A 22,035-nucleotide genomic window follows, 5' to 3' on the forward strand; every position below is an offset into this window, starting at 1 on the left:
TTTTTCTATTTTCTATTGATCGATATTGCCTTTTAACGGACATTATTCTTTGTAAGGATAAAGTAATGCATTTTATCTTCAAACTCATAATTGATATCCCAGCCCGGATATTGTTTGATAATGGTTTTAATGATCGAAAGTCCCAATCCGGTAGAGGTATGATCTGATCCCTGCTTATAAAAACGGTTAAAAATTCTTGATTTATCTAAAGGTACAGATGTTCCGCTATTTTGGAATGTGATCCTGTTATTTTCAACGATAATATTTAAGGTTCCTTCTTCATTGTTGTATTTAACAGCATTTTTAAGAAGATTGGATAACAGAATATCTGCCAGATCCTGATTAAAATCCTCCATAAATTGCCCTTTCTCAATGATATTGACTTCTACTTTTTTAAATGCAATGAAATCATCATAATTCTGAACCAATTGAGCAATCATCCAGTTAAAATTAACATCTGACGTTTTATTAAACTGGCTGTTCTCAATTTTAGAAAGCATGAGTAAGGATTTATTTAAACCCACCATTCTTCTCAGATCATTTTTCACTTCAGTAAGAAAGGTCAGATTCTTTTTATCAAGATCATCATTCTGAATCATGAGATCAATCTTATTGATCACAATCGCCAAAGGAGTCTGAAGCTCATGAGAAGCATTTTCAATAAACTGTTTCTGCTGATAAAAAACAAGTTCATTACGCTCAATCATTTCATTGATTTCCACATTTAATTCTTCAAACTCAGTGATTTTGTAATTTTGTTTTTCCTGAGAAAAAGGGATTCCGAACTGGTATTTTTTTAGTTTATCCAAAATCCGGTAAAACGGTCTCATCGCTTTATTAAGAAGATATCCGTTGACAGCCACGATACTTATGACCAAAAGGATATAAAGTACAATCAAGGCAGTCGTAAGATCGTAGATCAATTCATCTTCTTCTACAGTGGAAGTTCTTATGACAAGCCGTTGATTCTTTTTGAACTGATCAATAAAGTCCGCCTCAAGAACCCGGTACGGCTGGTCTTTATCATCATATTCCATGTAGTACATCTTGTTGTAAAGCCTGCTTTTGTTTTGATATTCTTCAGTTTTGATCGGGTTGATTTTAAATTCATTAAATCCAAAATCATTATTATTCAAAAGCTGAGGATTAAGATAAACAGCTTTAATGATCTGTATTTTCCGGTTCCTCAATCCATCATCTACGTTGTCATGCACTTCATCCAGAATATACGCATAAAACAGCCCTGCCCAAACCGCAATAATAAACAGCAGGATCATGATCAGGTATTTTATGGTGTAGTATTTTAATGAAACTTTCATCAGATGAATTTATATCCTATTCCGTACACAGCCTGAAAATCGGTTTCTGCATTGAGTGTTTTTAATTTTTTACGAAGATTTTTGATTTGGGAATAAATAAAATCCAGACTGTCTGCCTGATCTATATAATCTCCCCAGATCGCTTCTGCCAGCGTTGTCTTTTGCAATGTTTTTTCCGGATGAATCACAAAATAATACAAAAGATCGTATTCTTTACGATTCAGAGCCAGCTCCTCTTCTCCAATTTTCACTGTTCTGTTCTCCGGATCAATGCTTATATTTTTGTATCGGATGATATTTTCGCCATCCTGATTTTTTCTTCTGATCACAGACTTGATCCTCGCCATCAGCTCCGCAAGATGGAAAGGTTTTGCAAGATAATCATCAGCCCCTATTTCCAGTCCGGTCACCTTATCATCTACAGAATCTTTGGCAGAAAGAATGATCACAGGATCTTTTTTATGCATTTTTTTGATTTCTTTCAGCAGATCTATTCCATTTCCGTCTGGCAGCATAATATCCAGCAAAATACAGTCATATTCATAAGAAATAATTTTCTCCAGCCCGCTGCTGTAATTTTCTGCATACTCTACAATGAAATGTTCTGCTTCCAGAAATTTCTGTACTGTATCTTTCAGTTCGGGTTCATCTTCTACTATTAAAATCTTCATATTTTCTGGATCTGTATATTCTGCTGCTTCATTAATGTATATCAAATATATGAAATTATAAACGGGAAGGACTGAGATGGGAAGCTAGACGTTATTTGAACACCTTCAATTTATGAAACTTGCTATCATTTCCCTCTTCCAGCCTCCAACTTACTTCCTTAAAATCAATTCGATTTGACATATCGGCCGTCTGCATCAAAAACAAGACATAAACCGCTCATCAGTTGAATTTTATAAGCATTATATTTTCTTTCGATGGAATCAATTACGCTGCAAGGATGATTCCTTGTTAGAAATGAAACCATATTTTTTCTAATCTGTGCAGAAGAAATCTTTCTTCCGCTGCTGTTTATTAAATTCCAGTTGACCATATTATTACTATTTAGTGTTTGTATTAAGTGAAGTGTTAATCATCAATTCTTTTAAAATTCCCATTTCTGTCGAACTCAAGCTCCAGTCCGTTAGAAAGTTCTGCTTTGTAAGACCATCTTTTCTTTTCGATCTTAATGATGTAGGTATTGGGGAAATTTTTAGTGCTGTAATTTCTGATTGATACCGGAATGAAACCATAAGGAACTTTCTGGTGTTTACCATCTACTTCTTTCCAGTTTCCACCGCTGTCGAACTCCATTTTCATCCCATTGGTCAGATATACTTTGTATTCATCTACACCATAGATTTCTCTGTCTTCTATTGCTGAGCTTACCGGTATTCCTTTAAAATGGGAAGAAAGAAAGTTTTTAGCCGTTTTCGGCAGCTGATTAGCACTGATTGCTCTGTCCTGTGCAGAAATAAATCCTCCCTTCAATAAAAACATCATCATTATTACTCCGGTGATTTTCTTTACATTTTTCATACTATTACATTTTTCTGTTATTATTATGGAGCAAAGTTCTCAATCAATTTGGGAAAGAATTAGGAAAAATGATTTTGTTGGAAAATAAGCAGGGAGGAATTTAATTTATCCACAGATTGGCACGGATGATCACGGATGTTTGTGTCGATTTTCAAAATGCATAATTAGTCCTGAAAATATAAAAGCCGCTAAGTTGAACTTAGCGGCTTTTTATTAGATTTTATACTGTTATATTTTATAAATATTCTTTAATCTGCTGAAGATGGGTAATGGCTTTTAAACCTTCCCTTTGCTTGTCTTCTTTATAGACATCAAAGAAAATCGCTTCCATCCCGAAATCCGTTGCTCCCATAGCATCTGCAATCCAGTCATCTCCAATCAGGATACTTTCTTCTTTTTTAGCCTCCGAAAGTCCCAGCGAGTATTCAAAAATCCTTGGATTAGGTTTTCTCACTCCCACGGCATCTGCACTGGTAATTGTCTTAAAATAAGGGGCAATTCCGGACAGGGTACATTTCCTTTCTGTTACCTCCTGAAATCCGTTGGAAATAATGTGTAATGTATAATTCTTAGCTTTCAGATATTCCAAAACATCCTCAGCTCCTTCTACCAGTTCGTTATGACTCACAATATTATCCAGGAAGTGTTCTTCAAAATAAAGAGCAAGTTCTTTATTATCTACTCCAAAATGTTTAAATGAATCATAAAAACGGTGTTTTCTCAAGTACTCTTTGCCAATAATTCCGTCTCTGATCTTTTCCCACAACTCTTCGTTGATATCATGGTAAACAGCGTGAAACTCTTCAAAGTCTATAGTATACTTTGAAGTAATCTCCTGTTTTTCAAAAAGGTCTTTGATGGTAAGATAGGCATTTCTGCGGTGATCCCAGAGTGTATTATCCAGGTCAAAAAAAACATGCTGCATTTTCATACAGCACAAAGTTAATAATTTTAATTTTTTGTAATAGGATAATTTTTGCTCTTGCTTTTAACAATTTCAAGGCTTTTAGAAAAATTCAGCAAAAAATCAATTGTTTGTTTCTTAGGTTTCAAAGTTTTCACTTTTAAGGAGTCATTTTTTTTCATAAGCGAATTATGTTTTCCTTAAAACGTGAAATTTCCTAAAATATTATTTATCTGGTTAAGATTATGTTGTTTTCATCCATGATTTTTCTCAGGTTGATCAATGCATATCTCACCCTGCCTAAGGTTGTATTAATACTCATCTCTGTATGATCTGCAATTTCTTTGAAACTCAAACCATCAAAAAACCTCAGTTTGATGACCTCCTGTTGGTTAAGCGGCAAAAACTGCAACATCCTCAAAAGATCTTCCTGAATCTGATTCGTTACAAGCTGATCTTCAATATTTTCTGAAGGCTCTCTGATCAAATCAAAAATAGAATACTCATCCGTTTCAAAAGTAGTTTCTGAAACTTTGATATTCTTTGCTTTTGACCTGAAATGATCAATGATTAAATTGTGGGAAATTCTTTTCGCCCAAAGAATAAATTTACCTTCTTCGTTATATCGTCCTTCTTTCAGCATAACAATAATCTTCATGAAAGTATCCTGAAAAATATCATTAGCTAAATCTTCATCATTAATTTTGTAAAAAATGAATGTAAACAGTTCTCTCTGATGTCGGTGAATAAGGGTTGACAATGCACCCTCGTCTCCTTTCTGGTAAAGGGAAATTAGTAAACTATCCGATTTTGATTTCATAACTCTTCTCAATATAAATAATTGCAGACAAGCATTCCTCCAGACATTTTATCTGGTCTTTGCTGCATAAACAAAACAGTTCTAGAGTAGAGTCTCTTCAATAGGCGGGTACAATTATTATGATGTAAATATAATAATTTTTTAATAACTGTTAACCTATTATTAAATTTTATAGAGAAAAATCTAAAAAAAATCATTTAAACATGTCATGAATGAACACGGTAGGGATATTTAATGTAAAATTAATATTCAATCCTTTCATCTCTTTTCCGTTCAATCGGGTATCACCAATAGGAAAAGCATAGCCTCCTGTAAGATCCAGCATCCCAAACAGCGTAACTCCAATCTTCGGAGCAATATATTTAGTAGTTCCTTCCACTCCGGCTAAAAAGTAATAAGAATGATAGAAATCTACATTTTTTTCAAAATTAAGAAGAACATCTGCCTGCAGCTTTGGCATGATAGCAAATTTGGAATCTGCAACTCCCATCAAAGCAGATCCTCCCAGTCTGTAAATAACATCGTCATTTTTAAGGAAAAGCAATTTACCTCCTACTTCACCAAAGCTTTGGTTCTGGTAAGTATATCCTACGCTGATCATCTTATGCATAGTGTATTGAGCTTTTACCAATGTACTTAGCAAAAACAGAGACAGGACGGCAACTACAGTTCGAAAATTCATCATCTTTCTATATTATTAAGGTGTAAAATTAAAAAAAACTGCCTTATCCAGAGATAAAGCAGTTCATTTATTATTCTTTAAGGGAAATTAAATTCCAAAAGCGGCTTTAATTTCCTCTACTTTGTCTAATTTCTCCCAAGTAAAGAACTCAAGCCCCTTCAATGTAAGCTCTTTTTTATGTCCTTTATTGAAAGTTTTATCAGCTACATAATGCTCTTTACCCATGTGCCCGTAAGAAGCAGTTTCCTGATAAATAGGATTTCTTAATTTTAAGTTCTGCTCAATAGCATAAGGTCTTAAATCGAAAATCGTAGAAACTTTTTTCGCAATCTCACCATCATGAAGATCTATTTTTGCAGTTCCGTAAGTATTGATGTATAAACCACAAGGCTCAGCTACACCAATTGCATAAGAAACCTGTACCAAAACTTCATCAGCAACTCCTGCAGCCACTAAGTTTTTAGCAATATGTCTTGTAGCATAAGCAGCACTTCTGTCTACTTTAGAAGGATCTTTTCCAGAGAAAGCACCTCCTCCGTGAGCACCTTTACCACCGTACGTATCAACGATGATTTTTCTCCCTGTAAGACCTGTATCTCCGTGAGGTCCTCCGATTACGAATTTCCCTGTAGGATTGATATGATATTTAATTTGATCGTTGAATAAAGCTTTAATTTCCTCTGTTTGTTGTGCAACAACTCTAGGAACCAGAATATTTTTAATATCCTCGCGGATCTTGTTCAACATCTCTTCTTCTGCTCCGAAGTCATCGTGCTGAGTAGAAACTACAATAGAATCAATTCTGATGGGCTTATGATCGTCAGAATACTCAATTGTTACCTGGCTTTTTGCATCAGGACGAAGGTAAGTGATTTCCTTATTTTCTCTTCTGATTGCAGAAAGTTCTTTAAGAATCGTGTGTGCAAGATCCAATGCAAGAGGCATATAATTAGCCGTTTCATTGGTAGCATACCCGAACATCATTCCCTGGTCTCCCGCTCCCTGAGCATTTGCTTTGGCTTCAAAAGACTCATCATTTACAGCTCTGTCAACACCCTGATTGATGTCAGGTGACTGCTCATGGATTGCAGAAATTACTCCACAAGAATCTCCATTGAACATATACTCTCCTTTTGTATATCCAATTCCGTTGATTACTTCTCTGGCAATTGTCTGTACATCAAGATAAGCATCAGATTTTACTTCTCCTGCCAATACCACCTGTCCAGTCGTTACAAGAGTTTCACATGCTACTTTTGAGTCTTTATCGTATGCTAAAAAATGGTCGATTAATGCATCGGAAATTTGGTCGGCAATTTTATCCGGATGTCCTTCTGAAACTGATTCAGATGTAAATAAATAAGACATATAATTCTTTTGTTTTTAAAAAATTAAAAAAATAGTGTTTGCGAAAAATATGAATGAAATTGCCCAGAAAAAAGAATACTGTTTTAGCATATTTTTATAGAGGTTGCAATCAGGTCAAATTTTTCCTCGTAATAAACGTCAGCAAATTTAAGCACTATTTTCGTAATACTCAAAAATTTTGTTTATTAATTACACTTTTATTTAAATTGATGATTTCTATCACTTTAAAGCATTTCCATTACTGAGGCTTAATGCTTACAAATTCCTTCGGACTTTCGTGATAATTCAGCTTAAGTTCTAAAGAAGTCTTGATAGAATGTGACAATTCATCAATAATTTTTTGCTTAAAAGTTGGCTTATAATAAATAATACTGATTTCTCGATAAGGGAAAGGTTTTTTGAATCTGAAAACATTTTTCTTCTGCTCTTCTGAAAGCTGGCTCAATGCAAGCTCAGGCAGAATACTGATTCCTCCTACTTTATCTACCATGTGTACCAAAGTCTGGATATTGGAAGCTAAGAAGTCCAAATTCTTAGGCTTCAAAGTATTTTCTTTCAGATGACAGATATTTTCAAACTGATTTCTCAGACAGTTTCCTTCTTCAAGCAGCCAAACTTTTTCTACATTCAGATCTTCCGGAATGATATAAGAGTTCTTTTTATTGGCTTCTGTATTGGAACTGTAAATCATCAGCTCTTCATTGAAAAGGAAATCCTGGTAAAACTCATCAGCAGTATCATACGGAGTAGAGATAATTCCCGCATCCAGTTCTCCGGCTTTTAAAGCTTTAATAATATTATCAGTGGTCATTTCTTTTACATTCATCTGGATCTTCGGATTATCTTCAAGGAATTTGAAAATTTCCGTCGGAAGGATGAAAGAAGAAACAGTAGGAATAATACCCAGATTGATAGTTCCTCCTAAAATATTATTCAAAAGATTAGCTTTGTTTTTCAACTCATTGACAGACTCAATAATCACCTTTGCCTGATCAATAATCTGAAGACCTACATCCGTGGTACGAATCGGATGGGTAGTCCTGTCGAACACCTTCACATCCAGTTCATCCTCAAATTTCTGTATCATGGCACTTAACGTAGGTTGGGTAATAAAACACGCCTGAGCGGCTTTACCAAAATGTTTATACTTATCAACAGCGATAAGATACTCCAGTTGCTGAATGTTCATTTGATTAATATTATCTATTACAAAGATATAACGTTTTTGCTATTAGCAATTAAAAATTCAAGTAAATTTGATATTCATTACCTTTACACTTGGATTTAGAAAAAGAAAAACATTTATACAAATCATAATGATATGGATTCTAAAAAATTAACGTTAAGTAACGGCGCACCTTATTTTGAACATCAGGATTCACAGACGGTAGGACCAAGAGGCCCGGTATTGCTGCAAGACTTTATCCTTCAGGAAAATCTTGCGCATTTCGTTAGGGAAAGAATTCCTGAAAGAATTGTGCATGCCAAAGGAAGCGGAGCTTACGGAACTTTTACCGTAACGCATGACATCAGCCAGTACACGAAAGCAAAGCTGTTTTCAAAAGTAGGAAATTCATGCAGAATGTTTGCGAGATTTTCTACGGTAGGTGGAGAAAAAGGAAGTGCAGATACTGCAAGAGATCCAAGAGGCTTTGCCTTAAAATTTTATACTGAAGATGGAAACTGGGATCTTGTAGGAAACAACACTCCGGTATTCTTTATTAAGGATGCAAAAAAATTCCCGGATTTTATTCATACTCAAAAAAGAGTCCCGAAAACAAACTTAAAAAGTGCTACGATGATGTGGGATTTCTGGAGCTTAAATCCTGAATCACTTCATCAGGTTCTTATATTAATGTCGGATAGAGGAACTCCGCATGGCTACAGACACATGCATGGTTTCGGATCTCATACTTTCTCCATGATCAATGATAAAAATGAAAGAGTATGGGTAAAATTCCATTTCAAGACAAAGCAGGGCGTAAAAAACTTCACTGACGAAGAAGCAGTAAAAATGGCCGGAGAAAACCCGGACTTTGCCCAGGAAGATCTTTGCAGCGCAATCGAGAACGGTGATTTCCCGAAATGGACCTTATATATACAGGTAATGACAGAGGAACAGGCAAAAGATTTCAGATGGAATCCTTTTGATGTAACCAAAGTATGGTTCCATGATGATTTCCCTTTGATCGAGGTGGGAGAAATGGAACTGAATGAAGTACCTGTTAATTACTTTGCTCATGTGGAGCAATCTACTTTTTCACCAAGCAACCTTATTAATGGAATCAGCTTCTCACCGGACAAGATGCTTCAGGGAAGATTATTCTCCTATCCTGATGCACACCGCTACAGAGTGGGAGTAAACTCTCATCAGCTGGAAGTGAACAGATGTCCTTTTGAAGTTAACAACTACCAGAGAGACGGATTTATGGCAGATTCAAGCTATTATCAGGACAAACCTAATTATCACCCGAACAGCTTCGATGAAATTAAAGCAGATTCTGATTACAAAAACTTTGAATATGAATTAGATAGTGCTCACGTGGCAAGCTATAACAGAAATGATAATGACAGTGATCACTACACTCAACCCGGACTTTTATATTCAAAAGCAATGAATGCTGAAGACCGAGATCATTTGATTAAAAATATTATAGGCAGCATGAAAGGCATCACCGGACCGAAAAAAGATGAAATTATCAACCGACAATTGTGTCACTTTTTCCGTGCCAATATTGAGCTTGGCATGAAAGTAGCTTCTCAGCTAAATGTAAATATTGATGCAAATATGATGAATCATTCCAAATAATCATATTGAACGATAAATTAAAAAAAAGGAAAAAAAAATAATATTTTTTCCTTTTTTTTGTAAAAAATTCATAATTTGCAAAGGATGATATTTTAAAGTGGAAAAATGAGTTACGAGAACATATTATTAAAAAAAGAAGATAAATTATCTATCATTACCATAAACAGACCTGAAAGTTTAAATGCATTAAATGCAAAAACAATTCAGGAGATCAGTACCGCAATGGACGAGCTTACTACCGACAATTCCTGCAGGGTAATTATCCTTACCGGAAGTGGAGAGAAATCTTTTGTAGCGGGAGCTGATATTAAAGAATTCAGTGATTTCGGACAGGAAAAAGCTGAAGAACTTGCAAGAAACGGACAAAATATATTGTTCAATAAAATAGAAAACATGTCTAAACCTGTCATTGCAGCCGTAAACGGTTTTGCATTAGGGGGAGGTTTAGAGCTTGCCATGGCATGCCATATCAGATATGCATCGGAAAACGCCAAATTAGGACTTCCTGAAGTAACTCTTGGATTAATCCCGGGGTATGGAGGAACTCAAAGGCTTCCAAAGCTTGTAGGAAAAGGTATTGCCAACGAAATGATCTTCTCTGCCAAAATGATCCCCGCCCAAAAGGCAAAAGAGATCGGACTGGTAAATGAAGTATACCCTATTGAAGAATTATTAACCAAAACGAAAGAATTAGCAAATACGATTGCTCACAATTCACCAATGGCAATCTCGAAGGCTATAAATGCCGTGAATTTATCTGACACGGAGAAAGGTTTTGAAACTGAAATAAAATATTTCGGTGAACTTTTTGAAATGGAAGATAAGAAAGAAGGAGTTAATGCGTTTCTAGAGAAGAGAAAGCCTAACTTCTAAATCTTTCTAAAAGATTTTAATCCAAATTATTTCGAAAAAAAACAATGCTGCGGTATGAATAAGTTTGATAAAGCTTATCTAAAAATGGCTCAGGAATGGGCAAAACTCTCCTACTGTAAGAGAAAACAGGTGGGAGCTCTTATCGTAAAAGATAGGATGATTATTTCAGATGGTTACAACGGAACTCCTTCGGGATTCGAAAACTGCTGTGAAGATGGAGAAGGGAAAACACACTGGTACGTATTGCATGCGGAAGCCAATGCTATATTAAAGCTGGCCGCTTCCACTCAATCTGCAAAAGGGGCAACGTTATATTTGACGCTGTCTCCCTGTAAAGAATGCAGCAAGCTGATTTTACAGGCAGGAATTGCGAGACTGGTGTACATTAATGAGTATTCGGATGACGATGGAATATCGTTTCTGAGGAACCATAACATTGAAATAGAACAAATATCGGACTGTGAACTAAAAAAATAAGCACAAATGACTTGGGATGAAAAGATCAAAGATTTTGAAATATTTCTTCGCTTCGAAAGAAATTTTTCAGAAAACACGCTCGACGCTTACGTTCGGGACATTAAAAAATTAAAAGATTACGCAGAAGAAGATCTGGCAAACGTCGGTCCAGAATCTATCGGTTACGAAAACCTGCAGGAATACATTTTCAATCTTTCCAAACAGAAATTCAGTGAGAGATCACAAGCAAGATGGATATCTTCTATCAAAGCTTTTTTCAAATTTCTGCTTGAGGATGAATATCGAGAAGACAATCCTGCGGCGTTACTTGAAGGCCCAAAACTGGGATTATACCTACCTGATACTTTAAGCCTTCCTGATATCAACAAAATTATTGCTGCTATTGAGGTGAATACGGATCTCGGAAAAAGAAACCACTGCATCATAGAAGTACTTTATGGTTGTGGACTTCGTGTTTCTGAACTGATTGATCTGAAGATCTCCAATATCAACTTTAAAGAGCAATATATCAAGGTAAACGGAAAAGGAAATAAAACCCGTTTTGTTCCTTTGGCCGATTATACTGCGGATATGCTTGAAAGTTATATCAAAGAGGTACGCTCTAAAGGTAAGATCAATAAGAAATATGAAGATACTCTGTTTTTGAACAGCCGTGGGACATCTATGTCCAGAGTAATTGTATTTCTTATTATTAAAGAACTTACAGATAAAGCAGGGGTTAACAAGAAAATATCTCCACACACATTCAGACATTCTTTTGCTACGCATTTATTACAAAATGGGGCAGATTTACGTTATATTCAGGAAATGCTGGGGCATTCCAGTATTACCACAACGGAAATCTATACGCATCTGAAAACAGAAGAATTAAGGGATGTTATTTTGAGTTATCACCCGAGAAATATTAATATTGCTCAATGAAAATATTGAAATATTGCCCAAGCTGTGGCAAAGAGTCCTTACATTGGGATGGCGAAAAAAAATGGAGCTGTCCGGAATGTGGTTTTACCCTGTATAATAATGTAGCAGGCGCTGTAGCGGTTGTTATCAGATGTGGTGACGAAGTTTATCTTACCCGAAGAAACAGAGATCCTAAAAAAGGAAAACTCGATCTTGCAGGAGGATTTGTAGACCCTAAAGAAAGCGCAGAGGAAACTTGTAAAAGAGAACTTTTTGAAGAACTTCAGCTTGATATCAATATTTCTAACCTGAAATACCTTACCAGCCTTCCAAACATCTATCAATACAAAGAAATCGATTACAATACGATTGATCTCTTTTACGAGTATAATGTTTCGGAAAAGTTTGAGGTAAATCTTGAGATCTCAGAGATCTCAGAAGCAGTATGGATTCCTTTACAGGAACTCAATTTAGAGGACATTGCTTTTGATTCTCAGAAGAGATTTTTCGAGAGTTATTTAAAGAAATAATTTTGGTAATATATATTCTCCCGTAGATTTTATACATAGGCAGAACATTGTTTTTTAACAATCTGCTTGGTTTATAAAATCTGCGGGAGTTTTTTTATTATTATAGAAACTAGTAGGTTTTAGTCTTCAGCATATCTTCAAAATACTGAATCAACAATGCTCTTTCTGCATCTGAAAGATTGGCTTCTTTGTGATAAACAATATAGCCGGGCATTGGCATTGCCTTGCTTTGTATAGTCTGAATAGATTTCGAAAGCATATTCTGCTTCAGATCCTTATTATAAGTTTCCCAGATAGAAAAGTTAATATGCTCTCTGCCTTCATTCACATGACTTTTTACAGACCATGAAACGGGCGCGATAAAAGCATATTTAGGATAGACTGTTTCATTGGAATGACAATCATAGCATGCATTTTTAAGCAGTGTTGCAATCTTTTCGGGTGTTTTCCTGGCATCAACAAAATTCTTGGCAGAATCAACAGGCATATTAGTCCTGTCAATAGGAAAGAATTGAATCAGAGCAAAGCCCACTAATATCCAGAATATGATTTTCTTAGCCATCTTCTTACTTTACCGGAGTTAAAACAGCATTACCGGATTTAAACTCTTTTTTCAACTGTGGTGGTTGTGATGCAGCAGGTACAGCAGGCTGTGGAGTTTCCGATCCTGAAGCAGGGGTAGAAGCCGCTGCCGGAGTTCCTGTTGCTGACTTAGGACTATCAAGTGTTCTGGTATCCTTCAGATCCCAGTCTTCTCTGGTTTCCCACAATCCTCTCACGATCACTTTTTTATAGAAAATATAGGCATCTTCAGCAAATATATCATTGGCGAAATCTGCTTCATCCCAATATTTATTTCCGTTGTTATCTACCAGTATTCTTACAATGTATTCGCCTGGTTTTAGAATATCAAACTTTACTTTATCTCCTTTTAAATATTTCTGATAAGCAATTTTATCGGAAGAATCTATCATCTGAATCCAGTAATTGGCAGTCGGAGCATTCAAAATAGAGAATTCTACACTTCCAAACTGATCTATTTTAGCAACATCGAAATCGAAACGTTTTGATTGGGTATTTTTTGCATAGAATGAAGATACGGTTTCCTTAGGAACAGTAAGCTCATAACTTTTTCCCATCACAAAATCTGACTGAACCTGAATCTGGTAAGGATTCGTTTCTGAGATCTTAGCTGTGAATGGTAATGTTGTTAAACTGTCTCCTTTAATCTTCAATGTCCATTTTGAAGGATCAATTTTATCAACAATATAGTTTGATGCAATTTTTAGATCTGCTTTTGGAGCGATTGACGTTCCATCATTATCACTAACCACATCCATTGCATTCTTTTTATTATATCGGTAAAATAAAGAAACGCTGTAGGCACTATCTTTTTTCGGGCCTTTATCATGAGTGAATACCAGCTTTTCATTCGCCGTTTGTCCTACATCATCTTTTACGGCATCAAACCAGATTCTCACAGAATCGGATTTCGGATTATGCGTTATTTTGATATCCTTCAGTTTCTCGTTTAATGACTGAACTTTTACTTCTTCAGGGTTTCCTTCGAATGACATTAAAATCCCTCCTGCAATTTCTTTCATTTCCGCATATTTCACAGGCTTTTTAGAAGGATATACTTTTAAATTCAGCCCTGAAATGGATTTATCAACATTGATCGGATCTTTCTGGAAACCTACTTTTTCTTTTCCCGGATCATACATAGAATTTCCGTTCTCATCATCAAAAGCAATAATTTTATATTTACCCGGTGTCAGATAGTTCAATTCATAGTAGCCATCCTCATCTACTTTAGTAATATAGTAAGGCTTTTTCTTGTAATTCATTGTATCTTTTACCTGATACAATCCAACCACAAGTTTATTTTCCGTTGTTGTTGCCTCTTTCTTTTTAGTACCCAGCGCATCTTTTACTTCACCGCTGATATAAAGATCGTCCAACTTATCTCCTGTAGAAAAAGCAAAATTGAAATACCTTAATATATTGGACTCGTTATTATCAACAATAGAGTTTCCGAAATTGAAATTATAAGTAGTATTAGCCTGAAGTGTATCTTTCCATTGGATCAATATGAACTTATTGGCAATATTGGACGGAAGAATCCTTGTTATACCTTTAATTGGAGGTGAAATAATCAGGTTTTTATTGACATCCTTCAATGTCACATATTCATCAAAATCCAGACGAAGTTCGTGAATATCTCTTTTGACATTAATTCTTGTTGTATCAATGTTTGAACTTAAAAACCTTGGCGCTAATGTATCTTTAGGCCCTCCGACAGGAGATCCTACCCTTGCACATGAGTGTACAAGAAAACAGATAATGAATAATAAAAGAAACCTTTTCATGAAAATGTTTAAGCAAAAGTAAACATTATTCTCCAAAAACTTCCTGTCCGGAATTCAAACTATCTTTATTGTCATTCATTACCGTATGAAGCTTATCCTTTTGTAAAGGAAAATCTTCGAATAATCCGGATAAAGCAAGAGCTGTATATACTTTGTTTGAATATTTGTTTCCAATAGCAACAATGGTCACTTTAGATTTTAAAAGGTGTGCAAATACTGAGTTGGTCCCATGCCACCATCCGTTGTGGTAAGTCAGTTTCTCCCCGTTATCAAATATTTTCATTCTGAATCCTAAACCATAGTTATTCATTCCTGCTTTTTCATTGCTGTAAGGAGTGAAAACCATCTGCATCAATTCCAGTTTCAGGAAGTTCTTAGAAAACATTGCTTTTGAGAAATTGTATAAATCTCTTGGTGTAGTGTACACATTTTTGTCTCCATAAATAAGATCCAGTCTGTCTAAAGGATATAATTTGTTTCCTCCGTAATAGAAAGACTGTGACGCCGTAGGAATATCTTTTTCCTGGAAAATGTAAGTGTTATTCATTTTCAACGGAGTGAAAACCATTTCTTTCATCGCCTGAGGAAAAGGAGTTTTTGTTATTTTTTCGATCAGTAAAGCCAATAAAGCAAAGTTGGTATTACAATACATAAATCCTGTATCTGTGTCTCTTGCCAGTTCAGGTTTGTATTTGATAAGCATATTCAGCACATCCTCATTGGTAATAAACTGCTTGGAAAGCTCTGCTGGTGCAGGCTGTATTTTGGGAATAAAATATTCGTATTTTGGAAGGCCGCTTCTTTGATCCAGTAAAGTCTGAACGGTAACATTAGGATAAGGAAATCCCGGAAAAAACTGAGTAAGGTGATCTGTAAGTTTGATCTTCCCGGCTTCAATCAGCTTCATCATTGCCATGGCCGTCAATGTCTTTGAAACTGAAGCAACATGCAGAGGGGTATTTTTATCAATCGGCATCTGGTTTCCTTCTCTTCCGAAACCTCTGTAATTTTCATAGAGAATTTCATCTCCTTTCGCTACAAGAATTCCACCACTAAGGTCTCCTGCTTCCCAGATTTTCTTGTAATACTGATCAATATAACTTACGGTAGTCTGTCTGTTCAAAAGCTGTCCGTCACCTTTCGTAAAAATATCTCCAAAATCTACGGCTCCGTAGTTTGGAAGGTTAGTTGTATTTTCGGCAGAAGCTTCTTTGGTTTCAGACTTCTTTTTACAAGAAAATATTGATAAAAAAACAGTTAAGATAAGTACAAAATTACGCGTCGTCATGAGTTTCAAAATGAGCGGCAATTTAATAAAACTCGAAAATAAATAATAAATAAGAGAGGTATATTATGAATTATTTAACATAAATAAGAGGAAAAGTAAAATTTGGAGAGGCAAAATCATAAAAAAAGCGAATTCACATTTTGTAAATCCGCCTTTTTAGCTTTTTTATTTCCTTCACCTAACAATGTGAAGCGACAATTTTATCTACAATAAACTGAGCCAGTTTTTCTTTACTTTGATGTGTCCAGCCGGCAATATGCGGTGTTACAATTGCTTTTTCAGAATCCAGAAGGTATTTTAAATCTTCATTTTCTACTTCAATATTTTCGAAAGAAGACTTTTCATATTCCAATACATCAAGGCAGGTTCCTTTTATTTTTCCGGACTTCAATCCTTCTACTAAACTTTTAGTTTTTACATTCTTTCCTCTTGCCGTATTGACAAAATAAAAATCGTTTTTCATCTCTGCAATGAATGTTTCATCAATAAGATAATGGGTTTCAGAGGTCAAAGGAATATGTAAGCTTAAAACCTGCGCCTGTTCTTTCAATTCTTCTAATGAAACCTGTGTTGCATTTTCATCAGAAAGACCAGGAAGTATATCATGAAAGATCACCTTACATCCAAAACCTGAAAGTCTTTTAGCAGTAGCTTTTCCCATATTTCCATATCCGATCAATCCTACTGTTTTTCCCAACAGCTCGTCTCCTCTGTTTTCTTCTCGCTTCCAGATCCCGTTTTTCACTTCCTGAGAAGCAATAAAAAGTCTGTTCATGATAACAAGCAGCATTCCTACCATGTGTTCTGCTACAGAATCTCTGTTTCCTTCCGGAGAATTGATCAGCTGAATTCCCAGTTTTTCGGCAACAGGGATGTCAATGTTTTCCATTCCGGCACCTACTCTTGCAATGAACTTCAGATTCTTACCTTTTTCCAGAAAGTTTTTGTCCAGCGGAATACGGCTTCTGATGATAATTCCATCGTAATTTCCAATTTTATTACAAACCTCATCATAAGACGACGTAAAATCCTCTTCCAATATAAAATTCTGAGCCAAAAGCTGTTCAGTGATAAGAGGATGATTTTTATCTAAAAGAAGTATCTTCATTTTATTAATAATTTTAGAGATAGGAACAGATTCCTAAATGATTATAATTTTATTCTACCGCAAAGTTCGCAAATTTCTGAAAAAACAAATGCTTTTAAGCTCGCAAAGGCGTTAGCACTCAGCAAAGTTTAAAAGCATTTTTATTGATAAAGTATAAATACTATTTCTTGTCTTTCTTAGACTCCTGTGGCTCCTGGAATAGTTTTTTAAGCTCTACAGATTCCAAAGGCTTCATTCTCCCGGAAAGAATTAATGAAAGTTCTTTTCTACGGAATGCTGCAGCAAATCTTTCTTTTTCTTCATCTGTTTCAGGAATCATTTCCGGAATAGGAATCGGACGGTTGAATTCATCCACTGCAACGAAAGTATAAATACCGGCATTCGTGTGAATTTTCTTCTGATTAATCGGATCATCCAGCCATACATCTACATACACCTCCATAGAAGTAGAGAATGCTCTGGAAACTTTAGATTCCAATACCACTACTCCGCCTTCCGGAATCGGGTGATTGAAAGATACGTGGTTTACAGATGCTGTTACAACTCTTCTCTCACAGTGTCTTGCTGCAGAAATAGACGCACAACGGTCCATTTTTGCTAAAAGTTCACCACCAAAAAGGTTTCTTAAAGAGTTGGTTTCGTTCGGAAGAACGATATTAGTCATAATGGTCAGAGATTCTGACGCTTTTTTTATTTTTGCCATCTAGTCTTAGTGTTGTTTGGGACAGCCGGTGCAGATTGTGTTGCTTTGCCGGCAGGTTTTACAAGTGAATCTTTTTTCAAAGAATCTGAAACAGAAGTTTCCGGAGTATGTACCATCACTTTGATCGTATCTTTTACGATTCTGTGGGTAGAGGTCTGTACAGAAACTTTATTGAAAGACTTCTTACCAAAAAGAAGTTCCTGCTGAGCAAATGCCAGATATAAAATTCCCAGAACCGGAATGATCAAAAGGAAAATCCAAAGAATTGTTTTTTTGAATTTAAAATCCTTTTCACGATTCACTGTGGTATTCACTTTTTCTCCGTTATTGATATCTGAAAATCTGATTTCTTCCAATCCATAAAAGTCCGGACCTCCTGATTCTATTCTTTTTCCCTTGAAATGGGTATGCCCTTCTTCAATGAAGACTGTTCCAAGGTTTTGAATTTCAAGAATCTGCTCGGCCTGAAGTTTTTTCTTCCAAAAATCGGTCTGGATCTTCAGATCACTTCTTGAAGCTTCTAAGGACATCTGTTTTTGCTGTGCAATAAAAGCAGTAAGATCTTCAGTCTTCACTTCGTAGTCTATTGTAAATTCAATCTGACTTGCCGGAGGTAAGATACTTCCGTTTTCGGAATTAATAATGGCCTTAGAATTCTTCAGTGAAAACACCCCAAAGCCTGGAACCGTGACAGTTCCAAATTGTTTTAAATATTCTAAAATGTATGCTGAAATATTCATTTGGCAGCAAATTTATAACTTTTTCATGACTTTTTGTAATATTTAACGGATATAAAAAAGACTGCCGGAGCAGTCTTTTGATTATTCTGTATTAAAACAGGAATACGATTATTTAAATCTCTTTTTAAGAGCTTTACTTTTACTATTTGAAAGAAAAAACAGCTAAAAAGCAAAAGGACAAATTTGTACTTATGATTTTGCATTTCTATCTTCGTCAATTATTGAATTTTCCAACTCACTCCAAACATAAAGTTTGTTCCTGCCTGTGAAAAATAATACGGCTGTCCTTCATATACCGATCCGTTGTTCACATATTTCTTGTTGAAAAGGTTATTCACCAACAGTTTTAATGCAATTTCATTATTGGCTATTTTAAACTGATATTGAGCATTGAAATCCGTCAGGAAATAATCCTTAAGCTGCAGGTTTGCATCCTCTGTGTTATCCAGGTATTGTTTCCCAACATATTGGTTCATTAAAACAAACTGGAAATTCTTTGTAGGATTAAATTTCAAACTCAAATTAGCAATTACATTCGGAGAAAATGAAATCTGTGTGTTTCCCAGACTCTTAGGAATATCTCCATTTTGAATATTAAAATCCTGGTTTCTGTTCTGGCTTAGTGTTACGTTTCCTGAAACCTCCCATTGTTTAGACAATTTTGCCAATGCTCCAACCTCAACACCTCTTCTGTAGCTCTTCCCAGAATTTGTTCTGATGAACGCTCCTACATTATTAAGTTCTCCGTTCAAAACCAGCTGATTGACGTAATACATATAGTAAACATTCGCAGTAAATGATACAATCCCGAATTGCTTTTCAAAACCAGCCTCAAAATCATGAAGTTTTTCAGCTTTTACATCGTTATTGGCCATCAAATCATCCCTGTTTGGCTCACGGTGTGCATGCGCGTATGACAAGAATACTTTTCCGCCTTCAATTCTGTAGTTCACACCAGCTTTTGGATTAAAGAACAGCCAGTTTTTGCTTAAATCGGCTCCTTCACCATCACCTGCCGTCAGGATTTTAGTATTGTAGTTGATTTTTCTAAGCTGCAAATCACCAAAAAACTCAAAATTATCTACTCTCAGTAAAGCTTTTGCAAAACCTGATACTTCATTCTTTACGGAACGGTTTCTGTAATATTCACTCTCATCAATCTGAGGCAAAAATACACCAGTAACATTTCCATAATGTCTTCCATAATATTGATTGACTACAGCTCCAAAATTCATATCCAGATTTTCAAACTTTCCGTAAAGCGTGGAAACCATTCCGTAGAAATCGTTATTCAGCCATTTTTTTCTGATAAAATCTGAAGATTTTATAATCTGTCCGCCTTCTGTTATATCTGGCAGATTATATCTTGAAAAGGGATCTCCCTGTTTGTAATTTTCGTAATACCCTCTTCCTTTCGTATAGTGAAATGTAGTTTCCAGATTCCAGCGGTCACTGAACTTCTGTTCCCAAAGCAACTGATAATGATTTTGTCTGTAATTATCCGTTTCATTATCATAGAAACCCACGATTTTCTCCCAATTGGTGTCATAAATCGCTCCGGAAATATTAAATTTAGGATCAGTCTCCCAGGTTTTACGGTCAATCCCGTTCCATGCCTGATAGGTTTTTTCTTTTCCTCCAAAAGCCATTAAACGTATTTTCGTATTTCCTTCTTCGAACAGAGCTGTGAAGTTATAGGAATGCAAATTGGATGAAGCTCTGTCGATATATCCATCAGAGTGAATATGCGTATATCGTCCCATTACAGAAAGTCGGTTTTTCCAGAATTTTCCGGAACCTATTTCAGCAGAATATTTATAGGTATTAAATGATCCGTAGCTGTCATCCGTTTTAAAATAAAACTTCTCATCCGGATCTTTAGAAAGTACATTAATACTTGCTCCGAAAGCAGAAACACCATTATTGGAGGTTCCCACCCCTCTTTGAATAACAATCTGTGACGTAGAGCTTGTTAAATCCGGAACGTTGACAAAAAATGTTCCCTGACTTTCAGAATCGTTGTACGGAACGCCATTCATCATTACATTAATGGCAGATCCCGAAACTCCACGAATTCTAAAACCGGTATATCCTACTCCGTTTCCCGCATCTGATGTGGAGATCACAGAGGTTTGATTTTTTAAAAGAATAGGAAGATCCTGTCCTAAATTTTTCCCGTCTAAATCTTTCTGTACATTGATGATTTCCTTTGCTACCGGAAGTCTTTTGGTAAAGTTGACGGCTTCTATTTCCCTGATTTTCAGAGAATCCTTATTCTGAGCCTGGATAAAGGCCACAGAGCCTACGCTAAGCCCTAAAAAAAATAATCCTTTCATTCTATAAATCTTTGACATTTAATGAATAAAAGGGGTGATTATGAGATAATTGACTAAATGGTAAATGATAACTGATGGTTATCGATCATTTATCACGAATCATCTATCAATTATTTAAATGGTTCCCTAAACAGCATTACCTGTTCCAGGTTCATTGGGTATAATCTCAGCCTGTTAAAGCACCCCTTTATTTCAGTCGCGAAATTACAAAAAATATATGAATTAAAATTCGGGCTATGAGTTGCAGGATATTGGGTTACGGGATGAGGAAAATGCTACTAAAAATAGGAGTTATCAAATAAATCATTCATCATTCATCATTCATAATTCATCATTTATAATTCTTTAGTAAGTCTTATTATTTGAGTCAACATAATAGTAATTTGATCCATCTTTGGTCACTTCAAACATCTTACCAAGCTTCCAGCTGAAATTTCTTTTGATATTCGCATATTCGAATGGAATAATGATTTTATTGTTAACGTCAATCACTCCAAATTTATCATTATTGGAAGCAACAATCATTGGACTGCCCACATCATCACCTTCCATGATATACAGATACTGGTACTGAGGGTAGATCTGAAACTGCCTGTAATCTGCAGCGTTGACAAATTTTGATTTTTCGATAATTCCGTAAAAGCCGTTCAAAGTGTAAGCCTGAAATAACTGCTGTTTATATTCTTCAAATTTACATTTACCAAAGTCTGCATCTTTGAATTGATACACTCTCTTTCCGGACTGATCTATGCGGTAAGAAATCATATCTTTTTCTACGGTAGCATAGTTTTTTGTTCCAAATTTTCTGACTTTTTCATTGGGTGAATTCAATAGATTGCAGTCTTCATAAAAAAACACGGCAATATGATATTCCGGCTGAATAATAAATTTTCCGTTCTGGTTCACATACCCGAACTGATCTCCTTTCTTTTTAGGAATCAAAACCGGAAGATCTTTATTGATTATCACCAGATCAGGGTTAGGCTTATTAGCTGCAGTCCCTTTTGAAATAGTGGTTTTCGCACCTTTCTTCACTGGAATTTTCTTAACAGATTTTGTCTGTGAAAAAGTGAAAAGCGAAGTAAAAATGCATAAAACTGTCAGTATATTTTTCATATTCACCATATGCTTGCAAAAGTACGACCAAAAATAGATATTATAAAATACATATTTATAAAGAATCTAAATAATTTCATCTCCATAAAATAGTAAAATTTCGTAATTTTGGGAACATTTTGAATTGTTTGATAATTTTAAAAAACTTTTAAGAAAGTGTAGATTA

The 22,035-nt window shown here is 35.4% G+C and carries 22 protein-coding genes; 5 read left to right on the forward strand and 17 right to left on the reverse strand.

Going from position 1 to position 22,035, the window contains the following annotated elements; all coding sequences use genetic code 11:
* Window positions 1-32: 32 nt before the first annotated feature.
* From LKL37_RS20125 to LKL37_RS20165, 9 genes are all read right to left on the reverse strand, one after another.
* A complete protein-coding gene (locus tag LKL37_RS20125) occupies window positions 33-1,319 on the reverse strand; it encodes a sensor histidine kinase (RefSeq protein ID WP_431612219.1) in 1,287 nt (428 codons plus the stop codon).
* Complete coding sequence (locus LKL37_RS20130; RefSeq protein WP_431612220.1) at window positions 1,319-1,990, reverse strand: response regulator transcription factor; 672 nt, start codon at window positions 1,988-1,990, stop codon at window positions 1,319-1,321. Before LKL37_RS20130 ends, LKL37_RS20125 begins: the two co-directional genes overlap by 1 nt.
* Before the next feature lie 164 nt (window positions 1,991-2,154).
* Window positions 2,155-2,361 (reverse strand): hypothetical protein, encoded by a 207-nt coding sequence (locus tag LKL37_RS20135; RefSeq protein ID WP_431612221.1) that lies wholly within the window; start codon window positions 2,359-2,361, stop codon window positions 2,155-2,157.
* Between the two features lie 35 nt (window positions 2,362-2,396).
* Window positions 2,397-2,846, reverse strand: a complete 450-nt coding sequence (locus tag LKL37_RS20140) for a PepSY-like domain-containing protein (RefSeq protein ID WP_431612222.1) — start codon at window positions 2,844-2,846, stop codon at window positions 2,397-2,399.
* Window positions 2,847-3,081: 235 nt separating this feature from the next.
* Entirely contained in the window at window positions 3,082-3,777 is a 696-nt protein-coding gene (locus tag LKL37_RS20145) for a YjjG family noncanonical pyrimidine nucleotidase (protein WP_431612223.1), read from the reverse strand.
* Between the two features lie 202 nt (window positions 3,778-3,979).
* Window positions 3,980-4,570, reverse strand: a complete 591-nt coding sequence (locus LKL37_RS20150) for an RNA polymerase sigma factor (RefSeq protein ID WP_431612224.1) — start codon at window positions 4,568-4,570, stop codon at window positions 3,980-3,982.
* 193 nt (window positions 4,571-4,763) lie between these two features.
* Entirely contained in the window at window positions 4,764-5,255 is a 492-nt protein-coding gene (locus LKL37_RS20155; protein ID WP_431612225.1) for a hypothetical protein, read from the reverse strand.
* Between the two features lie 84 nt (window positions 5,256-5,339).
* On the reverse strand, window positions 5,340-6,620 hold the full coding sequence (gene metK / locus LKL37_RS20160; protein WP_431612226.1) for a methionine adenosyltransferase: 1,281 nt from the start codon (window positions 6,618-6,620) through the stop codon (window positions 5,340-5,342).
* A gap of 238 nt (window positions 6,621-6,858) precedes the next feature.
* Window positions 6,859-7,809: a LysR substrate-binding domain-containing protein gene (locus LKL37_RS20165; RefSeq protein ID WP_047428937.1), complete on the reverse strand. Its 951-nt coding sequence runs from the start codon at window positions 7,807-7,809 to the stop codon at window positions 6,859-6,861.
* A 132-nt stretch (window positions 7,810-7,941) separates the two neighbouring features.
* Between LKL37_RS20165 and LKL37_RS20170 the strand changes: the two genes are divergently transcribed.
* From LKL37_RS20170 to LKL37_RS20190, 5 genes are all read left to right on the forward strand, one after another.
* Entirely contained in the window at window positions 7,942-9,429 is a 1,488-nt protein-coding gene (locus LKL37_RS20170; protein ID WP_431612227.1) for a catalase, read from the forward strand.
* 105 nt (window positions 9,430-9,534) lie between these two features.
* Window positions 9,535-10,302 (forward strand): enoyl-CoA hydratase-related protein, encoded by a 768-nt coding sequence (locus tag LKL37_RS20175; protein ID WP_431612228.1) that lies wholly within the window; start codon window positions 9,535-9,537, stop codon window positions 10,300-10,302.
* A 54-nt stretch (window positions 10,303-10,356) separates the two neighbouring features.
* Window positions 10,357-10,779, forward strand: a complete 423-nt coding sequence (locus tag LKL37_RS20180) for a deoxycytidylate deaminase (RefSeq protein ID WP_076356921.1) — start codon at window positions 10,357-10,359, stop codon at window positions 10,777-10,779.
* A 6-nt stretch (window positions 10,780-10,785) separates the two neighbouring features.
* On the forward strand, window positions 10,786-11,700 hold the full coding sequence (xerD, locus tag LKL37_RS20185) for a site-specific tyrosine recombinase XerD (RefSeq protein ID WP_431612229.1): 915 nt from the start codon (window positions 10,786-10,788) through the stop codon (window positions 11,698-11,700).
* A complete protein-coding gene (locus LKL37_RS20190) occupies window positions 11,697-12,209 on the forward strand; it encodes an NUDIX hydrolase (protein WP_431612230.1) in 513 nt (170 codons plus the stop codon). Before xerD ends, LKL37_RS20190 begins: the two co-directional genes overlap by 4 nt.
* Window positions 12,210-12,318: 109 nt before the next feature.
* On the opposite strand, the gene LKL37_RS20195 is transcribed toward LKL37_RS20190, so the two are convergent.
* The 8 genes from LKL37_RS20195 to LKL37_RS20230 all read right to left on the reverse strand — a co-directional run bounded on the left by LKL37_RS20195 (window position 12,319) and on the right by LKL37_RS20230 (window position 21,869).
* Window positions 12,319-12,771: a heme-binding domain-containing protein gene (locus LKL37_RS20195; protein ID WP_431612231.1), complete on the reverse strand. Its 453-nt coding sequence runs from the start codon at window positions 12,769-12,771 to the stop codon at window positions 12,319-12,321.
* Between the two features lie 4 nt (window positions 12,772-12,775).
* Window positions 12,776-14,578, reverse strand: a complete 1,803-nt coding sequence (locus tag LKL37_RS20200; RefSeq protein ID WP_431612232.1) for an Ig-like domain-containing protein — start codon at window positions 14,576-14,578, stop codon at window positions 12,776-12,778.
* 25 nt (window positions 14,579-14,603) lie between these two features.
* Window positions 14,604-15,866 carry a serine hydrolase domain-containing protein gene (locus tag LKL37_RS20205; protein WP_431612233.1) on the reverse strand — a complete coding sequence of 421 codons (1,263 nt, stop codon included), beginning with the start codon at window positions 15,864-15,866 and terminating at the stop codon, window positions 14,604-14,606.
* A gap of 178 nt (window positions 15,867-16,044) precedes the next feature.
* Window positions 16,045-16,974 carry a 2-hydroxyacid dehydrogenase gene (locus LKL37_RS20210; protein WP_431612234.1) on the reverse strand — a complete coding sequence of 310 codons (930 nt, stop codon included), beginning with the start codon at window positions 16,972-16,974 and terminating at the stop codon, window positions 16,045-16,047.
* Between the two features lie 160 nt (window positions 16,975-17,134).
* Window positions 17,135-17,677 carry an acyl-CoA thioesterase gene (locus tag LKL37_RS20215; protein ID WP_105702355.1) on the reverse strand — a complete coding sequence of 181 codons (543 nt, stop codon included), beginning with the start codon at window positions 17,675-17,677 and terminating at the stop codon, window positions 17,135-17,137.
* Complete coding sequence (locus LKL37_RS20220; protein ID WP_431612235.1) at window positions 17,665-18,417, reverse strand: hypothetical protein; 753 nt, start codon at window positions 18,415-18,417, stop codon at window positions 17,665-17,667. Before LKL37_RS20220 ends, LKL37_RS20215 begins: the two co-directional genes overlap by 13 nt.
* Before the next feature lie 218 nt (window positions 18,418-18,635).
* On the reverse strand, window positions 18,636-20,753 hold the full coding sequence (locus LKL37_RS20225) for a TonB-dependent receptor (protein ID WP_431612236.1): 2,118 nt from the start codon (window positions 20,751-20,753) through the stop codon (window positions 18,636-18,638).
* Between the two features lie 345 nt (window positions 20,754-21,098).
* Window positions 21,099-21,869: a WG repeat-containing protein gene (locus tag LKL37_RS20230; RefSeq protein WP_431612237.1), complete on the reverse strand. Its 771-nt coding sequence runs from the start codon at window positions 21,867-21,869 to the stop codon at window positions 21,099-21,101.
* Window positions 21,870-22,035: the final 166 nt, after the last annotated feature.

It is taken from the genome of Chryseobacterium sp. 'Rf worker isolate 10', assembly GCF_050753305.1.
Lineage (GTDB): Bacteria > Bacteroidota > Bacteroidia > Flavobacteriales > Weeksellaceae > Chryseobacterium.

What these genes read in the sequence shown, in the direction of transcription:
- LKL37_RS20215 (WP_105702355.1), bottom strand. Translation starts at nt 17,677, where the DNA reads ATGGCAAAAATAAAAAAAGCGTCAGAATCTCTGACCATTATGACTAAT.
- LKL37_RS20195 (WP_431612231.1), bottom strand. Translation starts at nt 12,771, where the DNA reads ATGGCTAAGAAAATCATATTCTGGATATTAGTGGGCTTTGCTCTGATT.
- LKL37_RS20210 (WP_431612234.1), bottom strand. Translation starts at nt 16,974, where the DNA reads ATGAAGATACTTCTTTTAGATAAAAATCATCCTCTTATCACTGAACAG.
- xerD (WP_431612229.1), top strand. Translation starts at nt 10,786, where the DNA reads ATGACTTGGGATGAAAAGATCAAAGATTTTGAAATATTTCTTCGCTTC.
- LKL37_RS20200 (WP_431612232.1), bottom strand. Translation starts at nt 14,578, where the DNA reads ATGAAAAGGTTTCTTTTATTATTCATTATCTGTTTTCTTGTACACTCA.
- LKL37_RS20145 (WP_431612223.1), bottom strand. Translation starts at nt 3,777, where the DNA reads ATGAAAATGCAGCATGTTTTTTTTGACCTGGATAATACACTCTGGGAT.
- LKL37_RS20125 (WP_431612219.1), bottom strand. Translation starts at nt 1,319, where the DNA reads ATGAAAGTTTCATTAAAATACTACACCATAAAATACCTGATCATGATC.
- LKL37_RS20225 (WP_431612236.1), bottom strand. Translation starts at nt 20,753, where the DNA reads ATGAAAGGATTATTTTTTTTAGGGCTTAGCGTAGGCTCTGTGGCCTTT.
- LKL37_RS20130 (WP_431612220.1), bottom strand. Translation starts at nt 1,990, where the DNA reads ATGAAGATTTTAATAGTAGAAGATGAACCCGAACTGAAAGATACAGTA.
- LKL37_RS20190 (WP_431612230.1), top strand. Translation starts at nt 11,697, where the DNA reads ATGAAAATATTGAAATATTGCCCAAGCTGTGGCAAAGAGTCCTTACAT.
- LKL37_RS20155 (WP_431612225.1), bottom strand. Translation starts at nt 5,255, where the DNA reads ATGATGAATTTTCGAACTGTAGTTGCCGTCCTGTCTCTGTTTTTGCTA.
- LKL37_RS20135 (WP_431612221.1), bottom strand. Translation starts at nt 2,361, where the DNA reads ATGGTCAACTGGAATTTAATAAACAGCAGCGGAAGAAAGATTTCTTCT.
- LKL37_RS20165 (WP_047428937.1), bottom strand. Translation starts at nt 7,809, where the DNA reads ATGAACATTCAGCAACTGGAGTATCTTATCGCTGTTGATAAGTATAAA.
- LKL37_RS20140 (WP_431612222.1), bottom strand. Translation starts at nt 2,846, where the DNA reads ATGAAAAATGTAAAGAAAATCACCGGAGTAATAATGATGATGTTTTTA.
- LKL37_RS20175 (WP_431612228.1), top strand. Translation starts at nt 9,535, where the DNA reads ATGAGTTACGAGAACATATTATTAAAAAAAGAAGATAAATTATCTATC.
- LKL37_RS20170 (WP_431612227.1), top strand. Translation starts at nt 7,942, where the DNA reads ATGGATTCTAAAAAATTAACGTTAAGTAACGGCGCACCTTATTTTGAA.
- LKL37_RS20220 (WP_431612235.1), bottom strand. Translation starts at nt 18,417, where the DNA reads ATGAATATTTCAGCATACATTTTAGAATATTTAAAACAATTTGGAACT.
- LKL37_RS20230 (WP_431612237.1), bottom strand. Translation starts at nt 21,869, where the DNA reads ATGAAAAATATACTGACAGTTTTATGCATTTTTACTTCGCTTTTCACT.
- LKL37_RS20180 (WP_076356921.1), top strand. Translation starts at nt 10,357, where the DNA reads ATGAATAAGTTTGATAAAGCTTATCTAAAAATGGCTCAGGAATGGGCA.
- LKL37_RS20205 (WP_431612233.1), bottom strand. Translation starts at nt 15,866, where the DNA reads ATGACGACGCGTAATTTTGTACTTATCTTAACTGTTTTTTTATCAATA.
- metK (WP_431612226.1), bottom strand. Translation starts at nt 6,620, where the DNA reads ATGTCTTATTTATTTACATCTGAATCAGTTTCAGAAGGACATCCGGAT.
- LKL37_RS20150 (WP_431612224.1), bottom strand. Translation starts at nt 4,570, where the DNA reads ATGAAATCAAAATCGGATAGTTTACTAATTTCCCTTTACCAGAAAGGA.